At 37.3% G+C, this 21329-nt stretch carries 19 protein-coding genes and 1 other annotated feature (1 of these 20 only partly in view); of the genes, 4 read left to right on the plus strand and 15 right to left on the minus strand.

The window, feature by feature from the left end:
• Positions 1–1182 (minus strand): lysozyme inhibitor LprI family protein, encoded by a 1182-nt coding sequence (locus tag VK90_RS15225; protein ID WP_048373958.1) that lies wholly within the window; start codon positions 1180–1182, stop codon positions 1–3.
• Positions 1183–1641: 459 nt separating this feature from the next.
• On the opposite strand from VK90_RS15225, the gene VK90_RS15230 reads away from it, so the two are divergent.
• The 4 genes from VK90_RS15230 to VK90_RS15245 all read left to right on the plus strand — a co-directional run bounded on the left by VK90_RS15230 (position 1642) and on the right by VK90_RS15245 (position 4483).
• Positions 1642–2712 (plus strand): M24 family metallopeptidase, encoded by a 1071-nt coding sequence (locus VK90_RS15230; RefSeq protein WP_048373960.1) that lies wholly within the window; start codon positions 1642–1644, stop codon positions 2710–2712.
• 84 nt (positions 2713–2796) lie between these two features.
• Complete coding sequence (locus VK90_RS15235; RefSeq protein WP_048373961.1) at positions 2797–3321, plus strand: DinB family protein; 525 nt, start codon at positions 2797–2799, stop codon at positions 3319–3321.
• A gap of 207 nt (positions 3322–3528) precedes the next feature.
• Positions 3529–3783, plus strand: a complete 255-nt coding sequence (locus VK90_RS15240; RefSeq protein WP_048373963.1) for a YbeF family protein — start codon at positions 3529–3531, stop codon at positions 3781–3783.
• A gap of 22 nt (positions 3784–3805) precedes the next feature.
• On the plus strand, positions 3806–4483 hold the full coding sequence (locus VK90_RS15245) for an HAD family hydrolase (RefSeq protein ID WP_048373965.1): 678 nt from the start codon (positions 3806–3808) through the stop codon (positions 4481–4483).
• A gap of 43 nt (positions 4484–4526) precedes the next feature.
• Here VK90_RS15245 and pyrE read toward each other — a convergent pair whose 3' ends face one another.
• The 14 genes from pyrE to ileS2 all read right to left on the minus strand — a co-directional run bounded on the left by pyrE (position 4527) and on the right by ileS2 (position 21114).
• A complete protein-coding gene (gene pyrE, locus VK90_RS15250) occupies positions 4527–5159 on the minus strand; it encodes an orotate phosphoribosyltransferase (RefSeq protein ID WP_000711455.1) in 633 nt (210 codons plus the stop codon).
• Positions 5156–5872 carry an orotidine-5'-phosphate decarboxylase gene (gene pyrF / locus VK90_RS15255; RefSeq protein ID WP_002173136.1) on the minus strand — a complete coding sequence of 239 codons (717 nt, stop codon included), beginning with the start codon at positions 5870–5872 and terminating at the stop codon, positions 5156–5158. Before pyrF ends, pyrE begins: the two co-directional genes overlap by 4 nt.
• Positions 5857–6786 carry a dihydroorotate oxidase B catalytic subunit gene (gene pyrD / locus VK90_RS15260; RefSeq protein WP_001081053.1) on the minus strand — a complete coding sequence of 310 codons (930 nt, stop codon included), beginning with the start codon at positions 6784–6786 and terminating at the stop codon, positions 5857–5859. The genes pyrF and pyrD overlap by 16 nt, the downstream gene beginning before the upstream one ends.
• Complete coding sequence (gene pyrK / locus VK90_RS15265; protein ID WP_048373967.1) at positions 6783–7562, minus strand: dihydroorotate oxidase B electron transfer subunit; 780 nt, start codon at positions 7560–7562, stop codon at positions 6783–6785. Before pyrK ends, pyrD begins: the two co-directional genes overlap by 4 nt.
• Entirely contained in the window at positions 7559–10777 is a 3219-nt protein-coding gene (carB, locus tag VK90_RS15270) for a carbamoyl-phosphate synthase large subunit (RefSeq protein WP_048373970.1), read from the minus strand. Before carB ends, pyrK begins: the two co-directional genes overlap by 4 nt.
• Positions 10762–11859 (minus strand): carbamoyl phosphate synthase small subunit, encoded by a 1098-nt coding sequence (locus VK90_RS15275; RefSeq protein WP_000828670.1) that lies wholly within the window; start codon positions 11857–11859, stop codon positions 10762–10764. The genes carB and VK90_RS15275 overlap by 16 nt, the downstream gene beginning before the upstream one ends.
• Positions 11856–13142 carry a dihydroorotase gene (pyrC, locus tag VK90_RS15280; RefSeq protein ID WP_001108374.1) on the minus strand — a complete coding sequence of 429 codons (1287 nt, stop codon included), beginning with the start codon at positions 13140–13142 and terminating at the stop codon, positions 11856–11858. The genes VK90_RS15275 and pyrC overlap by 4 nt, the downstream gene beginning before the upstream one ends.
• Positions 13126–14040 (minus strand): aspartate carbamoyltransferase, encoded by a 915-nt coding sequence (pyrB, locus tag VK90_RS15285; RefSeq protein ID WP_000018850.1) that lies wholly within the window; start codon positions 14038–14040, stop codon positions 13126–13128. Before pyrB ends, pyrC begins: the two co-directional genes overlap by 17 nt.
• A 148-nt stretch (positions 14041–14188) precedes the next feature.
• Positions 14189–15472 carry a uracil permease gene (gene uraA, locus VK90_RS15290; RefSeq protein ID WP_048373975.1) on the minus strand — a complete coding sequence of 428 codons (1284 nt, stop codon included), beginning with the start codon at positions 15470–15472 and terminating at the stop codon, positions 14189–14191.
• 146 nt (positions 15473–15618) lie between these two features.
• Positions 15619–16161, minus strand: a complete 543-nt coding sequence (pyrR, locus tag VK90_RS15295) for a bifunctional pyrimidine operon transcriptional regulator/uracil phosphoribosyltransferase (RefSeq protein WP_025148299.1) — start codon at positions 16159–16161, stop codon at positions 15619–15621.
• 204 nt (positions 16162–16365) lie between these two features.
• Positions 16366–17274, minus strand: a complete 909-nt coding sequence (locus VK90_RS15300; RefSeq protein ID WP_048373976.1) for an RluA family pseudouridine synthase — start codon at positions 17272–17274, stop codon at positions 16366–16368.
• A 4-nt stretch (positions 17275–17278) separates the two neighbouring features.
• Entirely contained in the window at positions 17279–17737 is a 459-nt protein-coding gene (lspA, locus tag VK90_RS15305; RefSeq protein ID WP_048373978.1) for a lipoprotein signal peptidase LspA, read from the minus strand.
• Between the two features lie 124 nt (positions 17738–17861).
• Complete coding sequence (locus VK90_RS15310) at positions 17862–18191, minus strand: molecular chaperone DnaK (RefSeq protein WP_048373980.1); 330 nt, start codon at positions 18189–18191, stop codon at positions 17862–17864.
• Between the two features lie 157 nt (positions 18192–18348).
• Entirely contained in the window at positions 18349–21114 is a 2766-nt protein-coding gene (gene ileS2 / locus VK90_RS15315) for an isoleucine--tRNA ligase (protein WP_048373982.1), read from the minus strand.
• Positions 21115–21186: 72 nt separating this feature from the next.
• Positions 21187–21329 (minus strand) — a binding site (T-box leader); it runs 82 nt beyond the window's last position.

Consider the following 21329-nt stretch of genomic DNA (forward strand, 5'->3'; position numbering starts at 1 on the left):
TTAGTTCATATATCCATTAACTAATTCGTAACATCTTTCTTTTGTCATCTTATATTTCTCTTCTGAAGCTTCTATACGTCTCATCGTTCCATTGTTTGGATCAGTACCAATTGCTTTAACTTTACTTTCTTTTTCTTTAACCCACGCAATTTGTTTCGTTTTTAACGACTGAAATGCATCAGGGGACATAGTATTTTTTAATGTGTTATAAATTTCATTTAATTTACTATCCCACAATTGATAATTTCCTTCTATTTCATTTACTATATCGTTTGTTGTCATAACGTTCGTATGTTTTTCTTGATTTTCTAGAGCTGCTAACTCATTTAGAACCTTAGTTTTACCTAATGCTGAAGAAGATTCTTTTTTGAGCTGCTTCTCTTCTTTTGAGCTAGTATACGTACTGGAATCATTTCTCTTAGCTGTTTCTTGTTCTTGAATAACATCTTCTTTCGTTATCTTTTCTTGTTTTTTATCATCTACATTATATGTAATAACAGATGTTTGGGCGTCCACAGCAACTACTCCGTTACCTTCTTTAAAAATATATTTCTTATCGCCACTATTCTCTTCTCTAACAAAAGAGACATTCTTGAAACCTTGAACTCTAAGAAGTTCGTTAGCTTCTTCTTTAGTTAACTTTAAATCTGCTGGAGTATTTGATGACCATCTATCCATTAACCATTTTCCATCTTTATAAACTAAAATAAATTCCCACGTCTCCGCTTCATTCCCCATATCATTTGCAAGGGTGAGTGTCTCAATCTTTAAAACATCATTTTTCTGCGAATAAGTTAGCCTCACTTCTGGCTCAATATGAATAGGAAATGGCAACATATCCGTTTCTCTTGACCTATTAAATGTATCAAGTAATCCAGGAAGCTGATTCTCTACAAACTTATTTGAAACTAATCCCTTAACCCCTTTTTTCGCTGTATCCAAATCTCCAGGATTATTTCTACTCCATCCATTTTCTTTTTCCATTTCACTAAAAGAGTTTGCAATTTCATCTACACTCTTTCTTACGATCTTTTTAGCTTCTTTCTCTGTCACCTCTGGCGCTTCATCCAGCTGATCAACTTTTTCATTGAGTTGAACGTTGTTATTACTTTTTTCACAGCCTGTTACAACAAGCATACTAGCCGCTAAACAAAATGACATTAATTTACTTAATTTCTTCATGTACTCACATTCCTTATTCATTTATATTCGTTACGTATTCCTATCTTCGAGAGAAATCCAACAATTACCTATTATATCAATAATCATCATCTATTTATATATTAAATTTTATATTCAAATATAAAAGGAATCATACTACTTTTCCAAATATATAATCTAAAAATCACTTATACTTTTCTTTCCTAACTTCAATATTGTCAAAAAATTTGACATGTCATTTCGTATTTGTATAAATTTTTTTACAGTGTGTAAAGAAAGTGAATCTTGAATCGATGTATTTTTCATTCCCCCACTGATAATTGAAGCAATCTGTATTTCACGAGCAGCCCACCTTCCACAAATAGTGGGCTAAATTTCTTACCTTCTCTAAAATATATGCAATTCCCACTATCTTTTCTCTAAATATATATTTTGGCACGCTACTTGCTTTATTCAATACTGTGAAAAGGGGGCATTAACATGACTTTAAGAATTAATAAAATACAAAAACAACTACATAACTACGGAATTGATGGATTACTTATTACAAAAAAAGAAAATCGTCAATATGCAACAGGCTTTACAGGTAGCGCTGGCGTCGTCTTAATCTCTGCGGATAAAGCTATTTTTATAACCGACTTTCGCTATGTAGATCAAGCGAAATCACAAATAAAAGAAGCCGAAATTATTATGCATAAAGGAAATTTAGAAGAAGAAATTGCAAATCAAGTATCGAAATTAAACATTCAAAAACTTGGAATTGAAGAAAACAACATGACATTGCAACAATATAAGAACTTACAAAAATATATACATGCGGAAATAGTTCAGGTGTGTGAAATCATCGAAGATATTCGTATTATTAAAGACACTCCCGAAATAGAGATAATGAAATTTGCAGCTCATATTGCTGACGAAGCATTTCACCACATCCTTCAATTTCTAAAACCAGGAATAAGTGAGACTGATGTCCGAGATGAATTAGAATTTTTCATGCGAAAAAAAGGAGCTACATCCTCATCATTTCAAATCATTGTGGCTTCTGGTGTTCGTTCTTCTCTCCCCCACGGAGTCGCATCAAATAAAATAATCGAGCGCGGCGATATCGTTACATTAGATTTCGGTGCACTTTACAATGGCTATTGTTCCGATATAACACGGACTGTAGCGATTGGCGAGCCATCCGAAGAATTCAAAAAAATATACAATGTTGTACGAGAAGCATTAAAACGTGGAACCGAAGCAATTAAGCCCGGCGAAACTGCGAAAAGTATCGATGATATAACAAGAGATTACATTACAGAACACGGATATGGTCAATATTTTGGCCACTCTACTGGACATGGACTTGGTCTAGAAATACATGAGCCTCTTCGCCTATCACAAGAAAGTAAAGCTACTTTAGAAGAAGGTATGGTTGTTACAGTGGAACCAGGCATTTATATACCAAACTGGGGCGGTTGTAGAATTGAAGACGATATCGTCATTACAAAAGACGGTTATGAAGTTATTACAAAAGCAAATAGGGAGCTAATTGTTATTTCCTGTTAAAAATCACAATCTTTTTAACAGGAGTTTTTCTTTGCACATAGAATTCTTTCTCTGGAGCAATTGTTTAAAGAGGGGGAATTTTAATTGAACTTTGTAATCGATAAGATAGATGGTTTACAAATTGAATTTTCAAAACTTGTTTCCATGATGAATTACGCCCGTTATACAACAATGCAAGCGGTGGAAGGCTTAACAATTGAAGAACTTGATTATTTATTTGATGATGAAGCAAATTCAATTGGTATGCTATTGTATCACATGGCGGCTGTCGAATATTTTTATCAAATTCATACTTTTGAAGATCGAGAACCAACGGAGGCTGAATTAGAACGTTGGTTACCAGGAATTGAATTAGGTAATTTAGGCCGCCAAAAAATAAAAGGAAACTCCATAGATTATTACATCAACACACTACAAGAAGTACGCTCTAAAACGATCGAAACATTTCAGTCTTTACCTAACGAATGGTTATTTAAAAAGACAGACTTTTGGTATGACAAACCAGCAAATAACTACTTTAAATGGTTTCACGTATTTGAAGATGAAATCAATCATCGCGGACAGATTCGTATGATTAAAAAGATGCAAAAAGCTCATTCAGTAAAGTAAGAAAGTGCCACCTTATCCGGTGGCACTTTCTTCTATTCATTAGCAAATATTATTTTATTTACTCACTATCATTACTTTTTTTATTCTTAGAAAAGATACGACTTGCAAAAGGTGTTTTTTGTCACTTAGCGAAATTATTTTAGGAGAGCAATTATTCAAAACGTTTATGAGAAACAAATAACTTCTACTAAAAAAGGGGACATAACTATGAATGAATTGATTTTCGTCTTATTAATTTGTCCAGTACTTATCTTTATTGTTTCAATAATTGGAACTCGTAGAACAAGAACGTATTACGTAATGCCAATTGTAACGTTTGCTAGTTTTTTAATAATAGGTGTTATCGCCTTTACTCCAAAATTTTTCTTTTGGGTTGGTATGTACAGCATCTTCTCATTTATCGTTTCTTATATGACTCTATTATTTGTGCGAGGATATGAAGTTGCAGAAAGCAATAAGTAGTTAGTAGTAAGGAGATTTTAATATGATTTTCTTTGATATCGATGGAACTCTACTTGATTATGAAGCCGCTGAGAGAAATGGCATTTCACATTTCTTCCAGAAGTATAATGATATTTTTCTAGGAAACGAATTAGAGGCTACGAAACTGTGGCATGAATTATCCGAACAATACTTCAATAAATTTTTATCCAATCAATTATCCTTTCGTGAGCAACAAGCATTGCGAATGTATCATTTATTTAAAGCATATGAAGTACATTTATCACTTAAGGAATCTAAGCAAAGATTCAATCAATATATCGAACTGTATAAAAAAAACTGGATTGCATTTGAAGATGTACTATATACATTACAATCCTTAAAGCAAAAAGGATATTCATTAGGTATCATTAGTAACGGCGATTATGAACAACAAATTGAAAAGTTGACCGCTTTAAATATTCTACAATATTTCAGCTATATTTTTACTTCTAGTAAAATCGGGATTTCAAAACCCGATCCAGCAATTTTTCAAATGGCCGGATTACAATCTAATTTTGAACTAAAAGATTGCTATTATATTGGCGATCGATTAGAAACAGATGCAATTAGTAGTACAATAGCTGGAATGCAAGGGATATGGTTAAATCGGGATAACTCGCAGCTCAAGTGCGATGTTCCTACTATATGTTCTTTACATGAAATTTTAACAATGATATAAAAAAGACGACCGCGTTCCCCCCCCGCGATCGTCTTTTTTCGTGTTACGCTGTAACCCAAGCCTCGTCAGCTGGATTTTTACGCCACTCTTGTAATTTTTTCGTTTCAGCTTGTCCGATCATACCTTTTTCTGCTGCAACTTCAGTTAATGCACTGTAATCACTTAAAGAATATGATGCTACGTTTGCTGCTTCTAGTTTCTCTTTTCCTGACTCAAGCTCGTATGTGAAGATTGATACGATTCCTAATACTTCACAACCAGCTTCGCGAAGTGCTTCTACACATGTAATTGCACTACCACCAGTTGAAATTAAATCTTCTACTACAACTACTTTTTGACCTTTTTCAGCTTTTCCTTCGATTTGGTTCCCTTTACCGTGTCCTTTTGCTTTACTACGTACGTAGCACATTGGTAAATCCATACGATCGCTTACCCATGCAGCGTGTGCAATACCAGCAGTTGCTGTTCCTGCAATAACTTCTACAGTTGGGAAGTGCTCTTTAATTAACTCTTCTAATCCAGCTGCAATCGCTTGGCGTACTTTTGGATAAGATAAAGTTAAACGATTATCACAATAAATTGGTGATTTCATACCAGAAGACCAAGTGAATGGATCATTCGGTTGTAAAAATACTGCTCCAATTTCTAATAAATGCGATGCAATTTCTTTTTTCATACTGTTACACCTTCCCACTGTTGTTTTACTGTTTTATACGCTTCAAGCGGATTTTCTGCTTTTGTAATACTACGTCCAACTACGATGTAGCTTGAACCAAGTTCCCTCGCACGTTTCGGTGTTGCAACGCGCACTTGGTCATTCACATCATCACTTGCAAGACGAATCCCCGGTGTTACTGTTACAAATGTTTCCCCGCATACTTCACGTAATTTTGGTACTTCAAGTGTTGAACAAACAACTCCATCAAGTCCACTTTCTTTCGTTAATTTGGCATAATGAGCAACCGCTTCTTCTAACGTTTTCTCAATACCAATCTCTTTTTTCATCATAGCTTCCGAAGTGCTTGTTAGTTGTGTAACTGCAATACAAATCGGTCTCTCTTTTCCTTCTTGCTTACCTTCCTCTAATCCCTCGATCGCAGCTTTCATCATACTGCTTCCCCCAGCAGCATGAACATTTACCATATCAACATCTAGACTAGCTAGGCTGCGCATAGCGCTTTTTACTGTATTCGGAATATCATGAAGCTTTAAATCTAGAAAGATTTTATGTCCTTTTTCCTTTAAGTACGTAATAATTGCAGGTCCCTCTTTATAAAACAACTCCATACCAACTTTGACAAATAACTCTTCCCCTTCAAAGTGATGTAAAAATTGTTCTACCTCTTTCTTACCTGGAAAATCCAGTGCAACGATTAACGACTGTGACATGTTTGCTTCCAGCTCCTTCCTTGACATTCCGAAATGTGGTCAAATCCTAACTCATCTAGTAATGCAGGTAACTCTTCAATGATCGTTGGACAAACGAACGGATCAATAAAGTTCGCTGTCCCTACTGCAACTGCGCTTGCGCCAGCATAGAAGAATTCAATTACATCTTCCGCAGTTTCAATACCACCCATTCCGATAATCGGAATGTTAACCGCTTGACTTACTTCATGTACCATACGAATTGCTACTGGCTTAATCGCAGGCCCTGATAGTCCACCCGTACGGTTTGCTAAAATTGGTTTTGCAGTTTTTAAATCTAGACGCATACCAAGCAATGTATTAATCATCGTTAAACCGTCCGCACCTGCATTTTCAATTGCTTTTGCAATCTCCACAATGTTTGCCACGTTCGGTGACAATTTCACATATACCGGCACTTCAGAAACCTCTTTTACTCGCTTCGTTAAATCAGCAGCAATTTCAGGATTTGTACCAAAAGCGATACCACCCGTTTTTACGTTTGGACAAGAAATATTTAATTCTAGCGCATGAACATTTGGTGCTTTTGAGATTTCCTTCGCAACCGCTACGTAATCCTCAGCTTGTGAACCAGCAACATTTGCAATAATCGGAAGATCAAATTGCTCGAGAAAAGGTAATTCAGAATTCATTACCTTTTCTAATCCAGGATTTTGAAGCCCAATTGCATTTAGCATTCCACCTGGTGTTTCAGCAACACGAGGCGTTGGGTTTCCATAACGAGGCTGTTCCGTCGTCGCTTTAATCATAATTGATCCAAGTACACTTAAATCATAGAACTGTGCATACTCACGACCAAATCCGAAGCAACCAGATGCTGGGATGATTGGATTTTTTAATGATAACCCTGGTAATTCAACTTGCAATCTGTTCATAGTACAACCTCCCCGATTGGAAATACTGGTCCGTCGCTACACACCTTCTTGTAAGAATGTCCACTCGAATCTGCTTGCAAATGGCATACACATGCGAAACATGCTCCGATGCCACAGCCCATACGTTCTTCTAATGAAATGTAGGCTTTTCTCTCTTTATAGCGTCCTTCTAATGCACGAAGCATTGCTAAAGGTCCACATGAGTATAGAATGTCAAAGTCAATTCCATAGCTATCAATTACATCTGTTACAAACCCTTTCGTACCGTGCGTACCATCAACTGTTGCAACATACGTATCACCAAGCTCTGCGAATTTCTCTTCATAGAAGACAACATCTTTCGTTTGAAAACCTAAGATGTGAATAACGCGTACTCCCTTTGCTACAAGACGCTGCGACAATTCATATAGTGGTGGTACACCAATTCCCCCGCCTACTAATAAAGCCGTTTGTCCAGCTTCCGCTTCTTCTACAGGAAATCCATGACCAAGTGGTCCTAACACATCTACAAGTTCACCTTGTTTTCTTTTTGCTAATGTTTTTGTTCCTTGTCCTTCCGCACGATATAGCATTGTAAATTCGTTCTTGTCTTGATCGACATTACAAATACTAATTGGGCGGCGCAGAAGGGGCGTAATGCCCTCTGCTACCTTTATGTGTACAAACTGCCCTGGATCGTTCATTTGTTGCACCAGATCCCCTTGAAGCACTAATTCGTAAATGTTTTTTGCGATTTCTTTTTGGTTAACGACGATCATATTTTGCTTTTGCATCATGCATGCACCACCTCGTGACGCTTCGTTTGCGTAATTTCTTTCATTGAATGCGCTGAGAATGTCATAGATTCTAATACTCGTAATATTGCTCTCGTTGTATCAAGTGATGTTAAGCAAGCCACACCATTTTCTACTGATTCACGGCGAATGCGGAAACCATCACGCGCTGGTTGTTTTCCTTTTGTTAATGTATTGATTACAAACTGTGCTTTTCCTTGACGGATAATATCAAGTAAGTTGTAGTCTTCAGAATCAATTTTGTTTACAACTTGCACTGGAATATTTTGCTCTGCTAACGTTTGTGCTGTTCCAGCTGTTGCTAATAAGTTATAACCGATTTCGTGGAAACGTTTTGCAATTTCCATTGCCTCTTCTTTATCTTTATCCGCTACAGTAATGATTACTGATCCGTGCGTCGGAATGTTAATTCCAGAAGCAACTAACCCTTTGTATAATGCTTTTTCAAGCGTTAAATCTTTACCCATTACTTCCCCTGTCGATTTCATTTCAGGTCCTAATGTTGTATCAACTGAGCGTAGTTTCGCAAATGAGAATACTGGTGCTTTTACATACACTTCCTTCTCTTCTGGGTGATAGCCAGTTCCATACCCTTGTTCTACAAGGTTTTGACCTAAAATAACTTTCGTTGCAACATTCGCCATCGGTACGCCTGTAATTTTACTTAAGAATGGTACTGTACGGCTCGCACGTGGATTTACTTCAATTACATACACTTCATCTTTGAATACTACAAACTGGATATTTAGTAATCCAACAATGTTTAAACCTTTTCCAAGTGCAATTGTATGTTCAATAATTTGTTCTTTTAGTTTTTCAGATAAGCTTTGTGGTGGATATACTCCAATTGAATCTCCAGAGTGAACTCCAGCGCGTTCAATATGTTCCATAATACCTGGAATGAATACATTTTCACCGTCTGAAATTGCATCTACTTCAATTTCTTTACCAACCATGTAGCGGTCAATTAATACTGGATGATCCGCATGAACTTTAACCGCGTTCTTCATATAGTGCAGTAGTTCTTCTTGACGATATACAATTTCCATCGCACGTCCACCAAGTACGTAAGATGGTCTTACTAATACTGGGTAACCAATTTTGTCAGCGATTGCTACCGCTTGCTCTACAGTCGTTGCTGTTTTACCAACTGGTTGCGGGATACCAAGCAGCGTTAACGCTGCTTCAAACTTATCACGATCTTCTGCACGGTCTAAATCTTCAAGTGATGTTCCTAAGATTTTCACACCGTGAGCCTCTAATTTAGCAGCTAAGTTAATTGCCGTTTGTCCACCGAATTGGACGATAACACCTTCTGGCTTTTCTAAATCGATAATGTGCATTACATCTTCGATTGTTAGTGGTTCAAAGTATAATTTGTCAGAAATACTGAAGTCTGTTGAAACTGTTTCTGGGTTGTTATTAACAATGATTGCCTCATATCCAGCTTCTTTAATTGCCCATACAGAGTGAACTGTTGCATAGTCAAACTCAACACCTTGACCAATACGGATTGGACCAGATCCTAGTACAACTACACTCTTACGATCTGTTACAATCGATTCATTCTCGTCACCATATGTGCTGTAGTAGTATGGTGTTGCAGATTCAAACTCTGCCGCACAAGTATCTACCATTTTATAAACAGGAGTCATATTGCTTTCTTTACGCATATCGTAAATTTCACGCTCTGTTTTGTTCCAAGCAGCTGCGATGTAATGGTCACTGAAGCCCATTTCTTTCGCAGATTGTAGTACTTCCATATTTCCTACATTCGCTTTTACTTCACGTTCCATGTTTACGATGTTTTCAACTTTTTGTAAGAAGAAGAAGTCCATCTCACACCATTCGTTGATTTCTTCTTTCGTTACACCTTGACGAATTGCTTCTGCTACAATAAACAGTCGCTCATCATCGGCTTTAATAATGCGTTTTTTCATTGTTTCTTTGTCAAGCTCTTTTAAGTGATCTAATTCTAAGTGATAGATACCAAGTTCTAAAGAACGAACCGCTTTTAATAATGATTCTTCTAGATTACGTCCGATTGACATAACTTCACCAGTTGCCTTCATCTGTGTACCAAGTGTTCTGTTTGCTGATTCAAACTTATCAAATGGCCAACGTGGAATTTTTGAAACAACATAGTCTAATGCTGGCTCGAAGCAAGCGTATGTTTTTTGTGTTACTGGGTTTACAATTTCATCTAATGTTAAACCGACTGCAATTTTCGCTGCTAGCTTCGCAATTGGATATCCAGTTGCTTTAGATGCTAGTGCAGATGAACGACTTACACGCGGGTTTACTTCGATTACATAATATTGGAAGCTATATGGATCTAGTGCAAGCTGAACGTTACATCCACCTTCAATTCCTAGTGCACGAATAATTCTTAATGAAGTATTTCGTAACATTTGATACTCACGATCACTTAATGTTTGGCTCGGTGCTACAACGATAGAATCACCTGTATGAACACCAACTGGATCGATGTTTTCCATGTTACATACTACAATCGCGTTATCATTCGAATCACGCATTACTTCATATTCAATTTCCTTACAACCAGCAATGCTCTTTTCTAATAAACATTGTGTTACTGGACTATGTTTTAATCCACCTGATACGATTTCAATTAGTTCTTCTTCATTACTACAGATTCCGCCACCTGTTCCCCCCATTGTAAATGCTGGGCGAACAATAACTGGATAACCAATTTCTTTTACAAATTCATGTGCTTCTTCTAGCGTATGAATAATGGTGCTAGATGGAATTGGTTCATTTAATTCCTGCATTAATGTACGGAATAAATCACGATCTTCCGCTTGCTCGATTGCTGATAATTTTGTTCCTAAAATTTCAACTCCGCACTCTTCAAGTATGCCTGATTTCGCAAGTTCAACAGCCATATTCAACCCTGTTTGACCACCTAATGTTGGTAGGATTGCATCTGGACGTTCTTTACGAATGATACGGCTTACGAATTCTAATGTTAATGGTTCTATATATACTTTATCTGCTGTTGCAGTATCTGTCATAATTGTTGCTGGGTTAGAGTTAACAAGGATTACTTTGTAACCTTCTTCTCTAAGAGATTGACAAGCTTGTGTACCAGAGTAATCAAACTCTGCTGCTTGCCCAATTACAATTGGTCCTGATCCGATTACTAAAATTGTGTTAATGTCTAGGCGTTTTGGCATAACTCTTCCCCTTCTTTCTTGAAGTTTTCAATCATTGCTAAGAAATCTTCGAATAAATCATTTGCATCTTCTGGTCCTGCTGAAGCTTCTGGATGGTATTGTACTGTAAATGCTGGGAACTTCTTATGACGAAGACCTTCTACTGTTCCATCATTTAAAGCAACATGTGTAATTTCAAGCTCTGTATTTTCAACTGATTCTTCTTCTACTGCGTAACCATGGTTTTGAGATGTAATTGCTACTTTTCCAGTTGCAAGATTTTTTACTGGATGATTTAAACCACGGTGACCGAATTTTAACTTACTTGTATTCGCACCAGATGCTAGAGCGAACAATTGATGTCCTAGGCAAATTCCGAATAAAGGAACTTTACCGATAATGTCTTTTAACATTTCAATTGCTTCTGGTACATCTTTTGGATCCCCAGGTCCGTTACTTAACATAATTCCATCTGGGCTAAGGCGTAAAATCTCTTCTGCTGTTGTATTGTAAGGTACTACAATTACATCACAGTCACGCTTATTTAATTCTCGTAAAATACCATGTTTCATTCCGAAGTCTACAAGTACAACTCGGTGTCCACGGCCTGGACTTGGGTATGGATCTTTCGTTGATACGCGTTTCACGTGATCTGTAAATACTGTCGCTTTTAATTGGCTCACGATGTATTCTACATCTGCATCCATGTTACATAGACGTCCACGTAATGTACCGTATTGACGAATTTTTCTCGTTAATTTTCTCGTATCAATTCCTGCTAACCCTGGGATGTTTCTTTCTTTTAAGTAATCATTTAACGAAATTTCATTACGGAAGTTTGATGGGTGATCACAAATTTCGTTTACGATTAAACCATTTACAGATGGGTGAATCGATTCGAAATCGTCACGGTTGATGCCGTAGTTTCCGATTAATGGGTACGTGAATGTTACGATTTGACCGCAATATGATGGATCAGATAATGTTTCTTGATATCCAGTCATTCCTGTTGTAAATACAACCTCACCTGACTTTTCGATTTCTCCTCCGAAACCTTTTCCAATTAATACTGTTCCATCTTCTAAGATAAGTTGTCTTTTCATACTAATGCACTCTCCTTTTGCCATGCGATCTTACCACCAACGATTGTCATTACCGGCCATCCTTGGCATTTCCAACCTGCGAATGGTGTATTTTTTCCTTTTGATAAGAATGTTGTTGGATCAATCTCTTCTTCTTGTTCTAAATCAATGATTGTAATATCAGCTGTTCTACCTTCTTTCAGGCGACCTGCTTCTAAGCCGAATGTATCAGCTGGCTTTTCTGTTAAGAATTGAATTAACTGCTCTAATGTAATAATTCCTTTTTTCACAAGGTTTGTGTATAGCAGTGGGAATGCTGTTTCAAAACCAGTAATTCCGAATGGTGCTCTTTCAATTCCTTGTGCTTTCTCTTCCGCTGTATGCGGTGCATGATCAGTTGCGATCATATCAATCGTTCCATCTAATAAACCTTCAATTAGTGCTGCGTGATCTTCTTTTCCACGAAGCGGTGGGTTCATTTTAAAGTTAGGATCAGCTGATGGGATATCATCTTCACATAACACTAGGTGATGAGGTGTTACTTCTGCTGTTACTTTAATTCCAGCGCGCTTTGCATCACGGATTACGCGTACAGAGCCTTTCGTACTTACGTGACATACGTGATAGTGACAATCTGCCGCTTCAGCAAGCAGTATATCCCTTGCAATATGTACAGATTCACATACTGATGGGATACCGTTTAATCCGTGTTTCTCAGAAAACTTCCCTTCATGTACACAACCTTTATTAATAAGAGTATTCTCTTCACAGTGCGCAACTACTGCCATATTTAATTTCGCTGCACGCTTCATAGCAGCCAACATCATGCTAGCATCTTGTACGCCTACACCGTCATCAGTGAAAGCAAATGCTCCAAGTTCTTTTAATGTTTCGAAATCTGTCATTTCAGAACCTGCTTGACGTACTGTAATTGCTCCGTATGGTAGTACGTTGACATGCGCTTTTTCTTTAATACGATTTTGCAAGTCTTCCATATGTTCTCTGCAATCTGGTACTGGGCGTGTATTTGGCATTGCACAAATTGTAGTGAATCCACCTTTTGCCGCTGCTAGTGTACCTGTTTCAATTGTTTCTTTATGTTCACCACCTGGTTCACGAAGATGTACGTGTACATCTACTAATCCAGGTGCGATTAACTTTCCGTTCACATCGATTACTTCAGCATTATCTGCCGTAATATTTTCTGCCACCTTAGCGATTTTACCGTCTTGTACGAGAAGATCTGTTGCTACGATTTTTCCTTCTTCATTCATATAACGACCATTTTTAAACAAGTAATTCATGTTTCATTCCTCCTAATACATTTGGTAAGGCGCGTTTTAGTACAGCCATTCTTACGTAAACTCCATTTTCCATTTGTTTAAATATGCGTGAACGCTCACACTCAACAAGTTCACTTGCAATTTCAACATCACGGTTTACAGGAGCTGGATGCATAATAATGCTTCCTTCTTTCATACGCTTTTCTCTTTCTACTGTTAATCCGTGTTTTTCATGATACTCTTTCATAATGTCTGTTTCATAATGATCATGACGCTCATGTTGTACACGAAGTAACATCATTACATCCACTTCTGGAACTAGTTCATCTAATGGTTTGTATGTTCCAAATGTGTTGTCTTCATCTTTCCACTCTTCTGGACTTGCAAAGTAAATTGTTGCACCCAGCTTCGTTAATGCTTCTGCATTAGAACGTGCTACTCGGCTATGACGAACATCTCCTACTATTGCAATCTTCAAACCTTCAAATCTTCCAAACTCTTGTTTAATTGTAAGAAGGTCGAGTAGGCACTGCGTTGGGTGGTTTCCACATCCATCTCCAGCGTTTAAGATCGGGATATTCACCTGATCTTTTAGCTCATCGAAGTAGCGATCTTGCTCATGGCGGATGACCACCGCTTTTGTTCCGATTGATTCTAGTGTTCTTATCGTATCGTATAAAGTTTCTCCTTTTTGTACGCTAGATGCATCAGCTGAAAAGTTTAAAACATCAAGTCCTAATCTCTTCTCAGCAACTTCAAAGCTAAATCTCGTTCTCGTACTATTCTCAAAGAACAAGTTCGCAACAAAAGTTTGCTCTGTCGTTTTGCTCTCTTTCCCATTCGCAAAATCTTCTGCGTCTTTTAGGATTTCTGAAATTTCTACTTCCGATAATTCACTCATCGTTAACAAATGGCTCATCGTCATCCCTCATCTTTCTGATTTTTATGTTACCACTTTTGTATTTTTATAACAACCTTTGCATAAAAATACCCTAGTCATGTGAGACTAGGGTGCAAGAAAGAAGCCACCCTTTCCGGTCTCACAGGACTGAATTAAAAGGTTATTATTATGAAGCAATCTGCTTAGATTGTTTTATTTGTTTCGTTTCCGGTAGTAGTAGATTTAACAGTACGCCTACAATTGCTGCTAGTGCCATTCCTTCTACTTGGAACGATTCTCCTACGTGAAGTACCGCTCCACCAATACCGATTACTAGTATTACTGATGCAATCATTAAGTTTCGTTTGTCACTTAAGTCTGTTTTATCATCTACCATCATGCGTAATCCACTTGATGCGATTACACCGAATAGTAAGATTGATACACCACCCATAACTGGTGTTGGGATCGAATGAATCAGTGCAGAAATCTTACCGATAAATCCGAACATGATTGCGAACACTGCTGAGCCGATGAATAAGTATACACTGTATGCTCTCGTAATTGCTAGCACACCGATGTTTTCACCGTATGTTGTATTCGGTGGTCCACCTATTAGTGATGCGATCAATGTTGCTATACCATCACCGAAGATTGAACGGTGTAAGCCTGGTTTTTCAATTAAATCTCTTTTAATAACATTTCCAAGTACAATTTGATGTCCGATATGTTCTGAAATTGTTACTAGTGCAACTGGTACCATTAAAAGTACAATCTTCCATGAAAACTCTGGAGTGTATGTTACAAACGGTACTGTAAAATCTGGTACAACAAACCATTTTGCCTCAGCTACCGGCTTTAAGTCTACTAGCCCTTGGAAGTAAGCGAAGATATATCCGCCGATAATGCCAAGTAACACTGGTATGATACTGAAAAATCCTCTTCCGAATATAGAGCAGATAATTGTAATCGCTAATGTTACTAGCGCTACTGAAAAGTGTGTAAAGCTATACTTACCATCCGCACCGTTCATCGCCATATTAACTGCTGTATGTGCTAAAGCTAGACCGATTACCATTACTACCGGACCAACTACGATTGGTGGGAGTAATTTCATAATCCACTCTGATCCAGACTTCTTAATTCCGATTGAGATTAAGATGTACACAAGTCCGGCTAGCAAGCCACCAAGCATTGCCGCTCCAGGTCCACCTGCTGTTTTTGCTGTAATAATTGGTGCAATAAAGGCGAATGATGATCCTAGATAGGCTGGTACTTGACCTTTCGTTATAAGAAGAAACGCTAGCGTTCCTAATCCACTTGATATTAACGCCACTGACGGATTCAATCCTGTTAAAAACGGAACAAGCACTGTTGATCCAAACATCGCGAACAAATGTTGTATACTTAAAAATAACCATTTTCCCGGTTTCGGTACTTCATTAACGTCTAACACTGGCTTTTGTTCCATTGTTACATCCTCCTTCAGTCTAATTCTTTGCAATAAAAAAACTCTTTGTGCCTGTGCACAAAGAGTCCTATACTTTCGTATGCCAAATTTGACATATGAAAGCCAAGACCCTTTGGCAGCCTCACAGGACTACATTTAAAAGGGCTTTACTTATCGTATATGCTTACTCGATCTTGTTGATCTGTCTCTTGCAAATCAACTTCGATACGCTCTTCACTTGATGTTGGAATGTTCTTTCCTACATAATCAGCGCGAATTGGTAATTCACGATGTCCTCTATCAACAAGGACAGCCAGTTGGATTTGCGATGGTCTACCTAAATCCATAAGAGCATCCATTGCTGCTCGAACTGTTCTTCCTGTATATAATACATCATCCACAAGGATAACTTTTTTATTCGTAATATCTACAGGGATATCAGAACCTTTTACAAGTGGTTCTTTATTTTTGGATTGTAGTGTTAAATCATCACGATATAACGTAATATCTAACTCTCCTACTTCCATCTCTTTTCCTTCAATTTGACCAATTCGTTCTGCCAAACGTTGTGCAATAAAAATTCCACGTGTTTTAATTCCGACAAGAACACAATTATCGACACCTTTATTTCGTTCCACGATTTCATGACTAATTCGTGTTAAAGCGCGGCGAATCATTTGGTCATCTAAAACTACAGCTTTCTCTTGCATGCTCTACACCTCCAAGCTCTTTTTCTTGCGTGAGAGTAATGGTATAAAAAAAGTCCTCTCAGCGTGTGCGAGAGGACTTTTGAAAAAAGGGTACAGCATACCCTAAGTATTTCAAACCGTTACCTTCTCAACCTCACGGGGCTGTGTTAAAGGATCATTATTTAACTGTTGTCAGTATCTCAGTTTTCTTATGATTTGTCAATACTATTTTCGTAAAATATTTAGTGTTTCTTCAAATACTTCTGGAATCGGTGCCTCAAACTGAATATATTCACCAGTACGAGGATGGTCAAACCCTAAAATACCTGCATGAAGTGCTTGTCCATTCATATCTAACGTTTTCTTCGGACCATACTTTGGATCTCCTGCAAGTGGATAGCCAATATATTTCATATGAACACGAATTTGATGTGTACGTCCTGTTTCTAAGCGACATTCTACAAGTGTGAAATCTTTAAATCGCTCTAATACTTGGAAATGTGTAACAGCGTTCTTACCATTTTCATCAACTGTCATACTTTGACGTTCTTTTTTATCACGACCAATCGGAGCATCGATAGTTCCTTTATCATGCGGAATAACACCGTGCACAATCGCTTTATAACGTCTTGTTACTGTTTTTGCTACAAGTTGATTTACAAGTGATTCGTGCGCCATATCATTTTTAGCAACCATTAATAGGCCAGATGTATCTTTATCAATACGATGCACGATACCAGGACGCATTACACCGTTAATGCCTGATAGATCTGTACAGTGGTGCATAAGACCGTTCACAAGTGTACCACTTGTATGACCTGGTGCTGGATGTACAACCATACCACGTGGCTTATTTACAACAAGTACATCTGCATCTTCATAATAAATTTCTAAGTTCATATCTTCTGCTTGAATATCTAACTCTTCCGGATCAGGAATCGTTACTGTAATTTCATCATTTTCTTTAACTTTATAATTTACTTTTACCGATTTCCCATTAACTGTTACAACATCATCTTTAATCCATTGCTGTACTTGTGAACGTGACCATTCACTGTTTATTTCTGCAACGAATTTATCAATTCGCTCGCTTTTTTGTTCTTCTGCAACTGTTACTTGTACTACTTCACTCATTCAATTACTCCTTCGTTTTCTTGCCTTCTAATAATGTTTGAATAATAATTAATACAACACCAATACATAATGCTGAATCAGCTATATTGAATACTGGATAGTTGTACGAGAAAATATACACGTGAATGAAATCCACTACTTCTTGTCTAAATACACGATCAATGAAATTACCAATTGCTCCGCCTAATATTAGACCTAATGAAATCCCTAGAAGTTTGTCTGTTTTCGCATATTTTTTCATATAAATTACGATAAATGCTACAAAAACGACTGTAATAATGTAGAAGAACCACATTTTATCTTCCAAAATCCCCCAGGCAGCTCCTCTATTTCGATGTGATGTTATGTATAATACATTATCGATAATCGGAATGCTCGTACCCAATTCCATGTTCTTTACAATTAGCCATTTCGATATTTGATCGATGGCAATGACAAATAACGCTATTACATAATATATCATTTTCATTTCCCCCACAAAGACAGTGTACCTCAAAATTTTAGCATAGCTGCAACCTTTTCACAATGAACCTTTATAGAAGAATAAAATAAATTAAAAAAAGGTAATATAATATCGTTGTGCACATTCATACATTTACTTTTTCATAGAAAAATTCATGAATGGTACGGGCAGTCGGCATCGTTTTCATTTGTTTTGCAGGAATCACTCTCCCAGTTTCTTCACAAATAGCGTACATATCTATTTCCATTTTAAACAATGCACGTTCTACATCTTTTAAATCCTCTTTTATATCATGTAATAGCAATTTTTTCTTTGTCTCTTCCTTTATTTCATATCCAAGTTCTTGCCCAAATTCCATATAATATGTGTGCATTACTTCTTTAGCCAATCTCTCTTGCAACTCTTTTCTCATCAATTGTAATTCTTCTTTTATTTCCATATAAATTTCATTCACGTGTACATTCCTCCCAGCTGCAATGTACGATTAGTGTGTCCGAAATTTCTATGCTTACCTCACACACATTTTTCCTTCATAGGAAAGAGAGTGAAAGTTATTCTAATATATCATCAATAAAAAAACTGACTGCACTTACGCACAGTCAGTTTTTTTATTATTTTACATAGTTTTCTTTAACAACTGTTGCACAACGCTCACATAATGTTTCATGTTCAGCATCTTTACCAATTGTTTCTGAAACTACCCAACAACGTTCACATGTTTCACCAGTTGCTTGAGCAACAACAACCGCTGTATGCTCATACTTCGGTGCATCTGCTGGCGCTTCTTCCATCATGCCACCAAGTTTATACTCAGAAACGATGAATAATTGCTTTAAGTCTTCGCTAATAGACTCTAACATAGTTTTCATTTCTGCAGTTGGATATAGCGTAATACTTGCATTTAATGACTTACCGATTACTTTTTCATTACGAGCCACTTCTAACGCTTTTAATACGTCATCACGCAATGTCATAAATGCATCCCATTTTGTTTTTAATTCTTCCGCACCATCTAATTGTACAGCTTCTGGCATATCAGTTAATTGTACACTTTCTTCTGTTACACCTGGAATGTATGGCCATACTTCATCAGCCGTATGCGGTAAGATTGGTGTTACAAGTTTCGTCAATGCAACAAGAACATCATATAATACAGTTTGAATTGCACGACGATCTTCATGGTTTGCACCTTCAATGTATAAAATGTCTTTTGCAAAGTCTAAGTAGAATGAACTTAAATCAATTGTACAGAAGTTATGAATTGCATGATATACAGCAGCGAAGTCGTATGTCTCATATGCTTCTTTTACTTTTGTTATTAAGTCATTTAATTTCACTAACATGTAACGATCTACTTCACGAAGTTCAGCTACCGCTACTGTATTTTCACTTGGCTTAAAGTCATCTAAGTTTCCTAATAAGAAACGGAATGTATTACGGATTTTACGATACACTTCTGCTACTTGTTTTAAAATATCATCTGAAATACGTACGTCAGATTGATAGTCAACAGAAGATACCCATAAGCGTAAAATATCTCCACCTAATTGATCCATAATTTTCTTCGGTACGACGATGTTTCCGATCGACTTACTCATTTTACGTCCTTCACCATCTAATACGAAACCATGGCTTAGTACGCCTTTATATGGAGCTTTACCTGTTACAGCAACCGCTGTTGATAATGAAGAGTTAAACCAACCACGATACTGGTCAGATCCTTCTAAATATAAATCTGCTGGGCGTTGTAGGTCATCACGCTCTTCTAATACCGCTTGGTGAGAAGAACCTGAATCGAACCATACATCCATAATGTCTGTTTCTTTACGGAATTCACCATTTGGGCTACCTGGATGTGTAAATCCTTCTGGTAATAGATCTTTCGCTTCACGCTCGAACCATACGTTAGAACCGTGTTCACGGAATAAATCTGCTACGTGGTTAATTGTTTCATCCGTAATAATTGGATCACCATTCTCTGCATAGAATACAGGAATTGGCACACCCCATGCACGCTGACGAGAAATACACCAGTCACCACGGTCACGAACCATATTATGAAGACGAGTTTCTCCCCATGCTGGTACCCATTTTGTTTCCGCAACAGCTTCTAATAACTCTTTACGGAATGCTTCAATAGATGCAAACCACTGTGCTGTCGCACGGAAAATAATTGGTTTTTTCGTTCTCCAATCATGTGGATATGAATGCGTAATGAATGTTAGTTTCAGTAACGCGCCTACTTCTTCTAATTTTTCTGTAATTGGCTTGTTAGCTTTATCATAGAATAAGCCTTCAAATCCAGGTGCTTCATTTGTTAATACACCTTTATCATCAACTGGGCAAAGTACTTCTAATCCATACTTTTTACCAACAACGAAGTCATCTTCCCCGTGTCCTGGTGCTGTATGAACACAACCTGTACCTGCATCTGTTGTTACGTGATCTCCTAGCATAACTAATGAATCACGATCGTAGAATGGATGTTTTGCAACTGTATACTCAAGTTCGCTACCTTTTACCGTTTTCACAACTTCAGCACTTTCCCACTCTAACGTTTTTACAACTGTCTCAAATAGTTCAGAAGCAATGATATATTTTTCATCATTTACTTTTACAATGCTGTATTCAAGTTCTGGGTGAACAGAAATACCTAAGTTTGCAGGTAACGTCCAAGGTGTTGTTGTCCAGATAATGAATTTTTCGTCGCCTTCTAATACGTTCTTTCCGTCTTTTACAGGGAATGCTACGTAAATAGATGCTGATTTTTTATCTTGATATTCAATTTCAGCTTCTGCTAAAGCTGATTCACTCGTTGGAGACCAATAAACTGGCTTTTGTCCTTTATAGATATAACCTTTTTTCGCCATGTCACCAAACACTTTAATTTGTTGTGCTTCATAAGCTGGCTCTAAAGTAATATATGGATTGTCCCAATCTGCACGTACACCTATACGCTTAAATTGTTCACGTTGACGTTCTACTTGTTCATATGCATACTCTGCACATAACTTACGGAACTCAGCAACTGTCATTTCTTTACGCTTTACACCTTTATTCGTTAAAGCTTGTTCAATTGGTAAACCGTGTGTATCCCAACCTGGTACATACGGTGCACAGTATCCTGTCATTGATTTAAAGCGAACGATAAAGTCTTTTAACACTTTATTCAACGCGTGTCCCATATGAATGTCACCATTCGCATATGGAGGTCCATCATGCAGTACAAATAAAGGACGACCCTTTGTATGCTCTTGCACTTTTTCATAAATGTTCATTTCAGCCCATTTTTCTTGCATTGCAGGCTCACGTTTTGGTAAATTCCCACGCATAGGGAATTCTGTTTTTGGCATTAGTAATGTATTTTTGTACTCCATGCTCAATTCCTCCTTGAATGTATAAAAGAAAGACCTTAAAAAACGGAATAAAAAAGAGACTTTCTCATCCCAAAAAGGGACGAGAAAGTCTCCCGCGGTACCACCCTAGTAGACCATATACAAATGTATAGGATCCTCTTTATATTCTTAACGCGAATATACGCCTACGCTTACTACAAATGTTCAGCGTGGAACTCCAGGGTGATATTCCCATT

It is taken from the genome of Bacillus sp. LK2 (assembly GCF_001043575.1).
In the GTDB taxonomy this organism is placed as follows: Bacteria; Bacillota; Bacilli; order Bacillales; family Bacillaceae_G; genus Bacillus_A; species Bacillus_A paramycoides.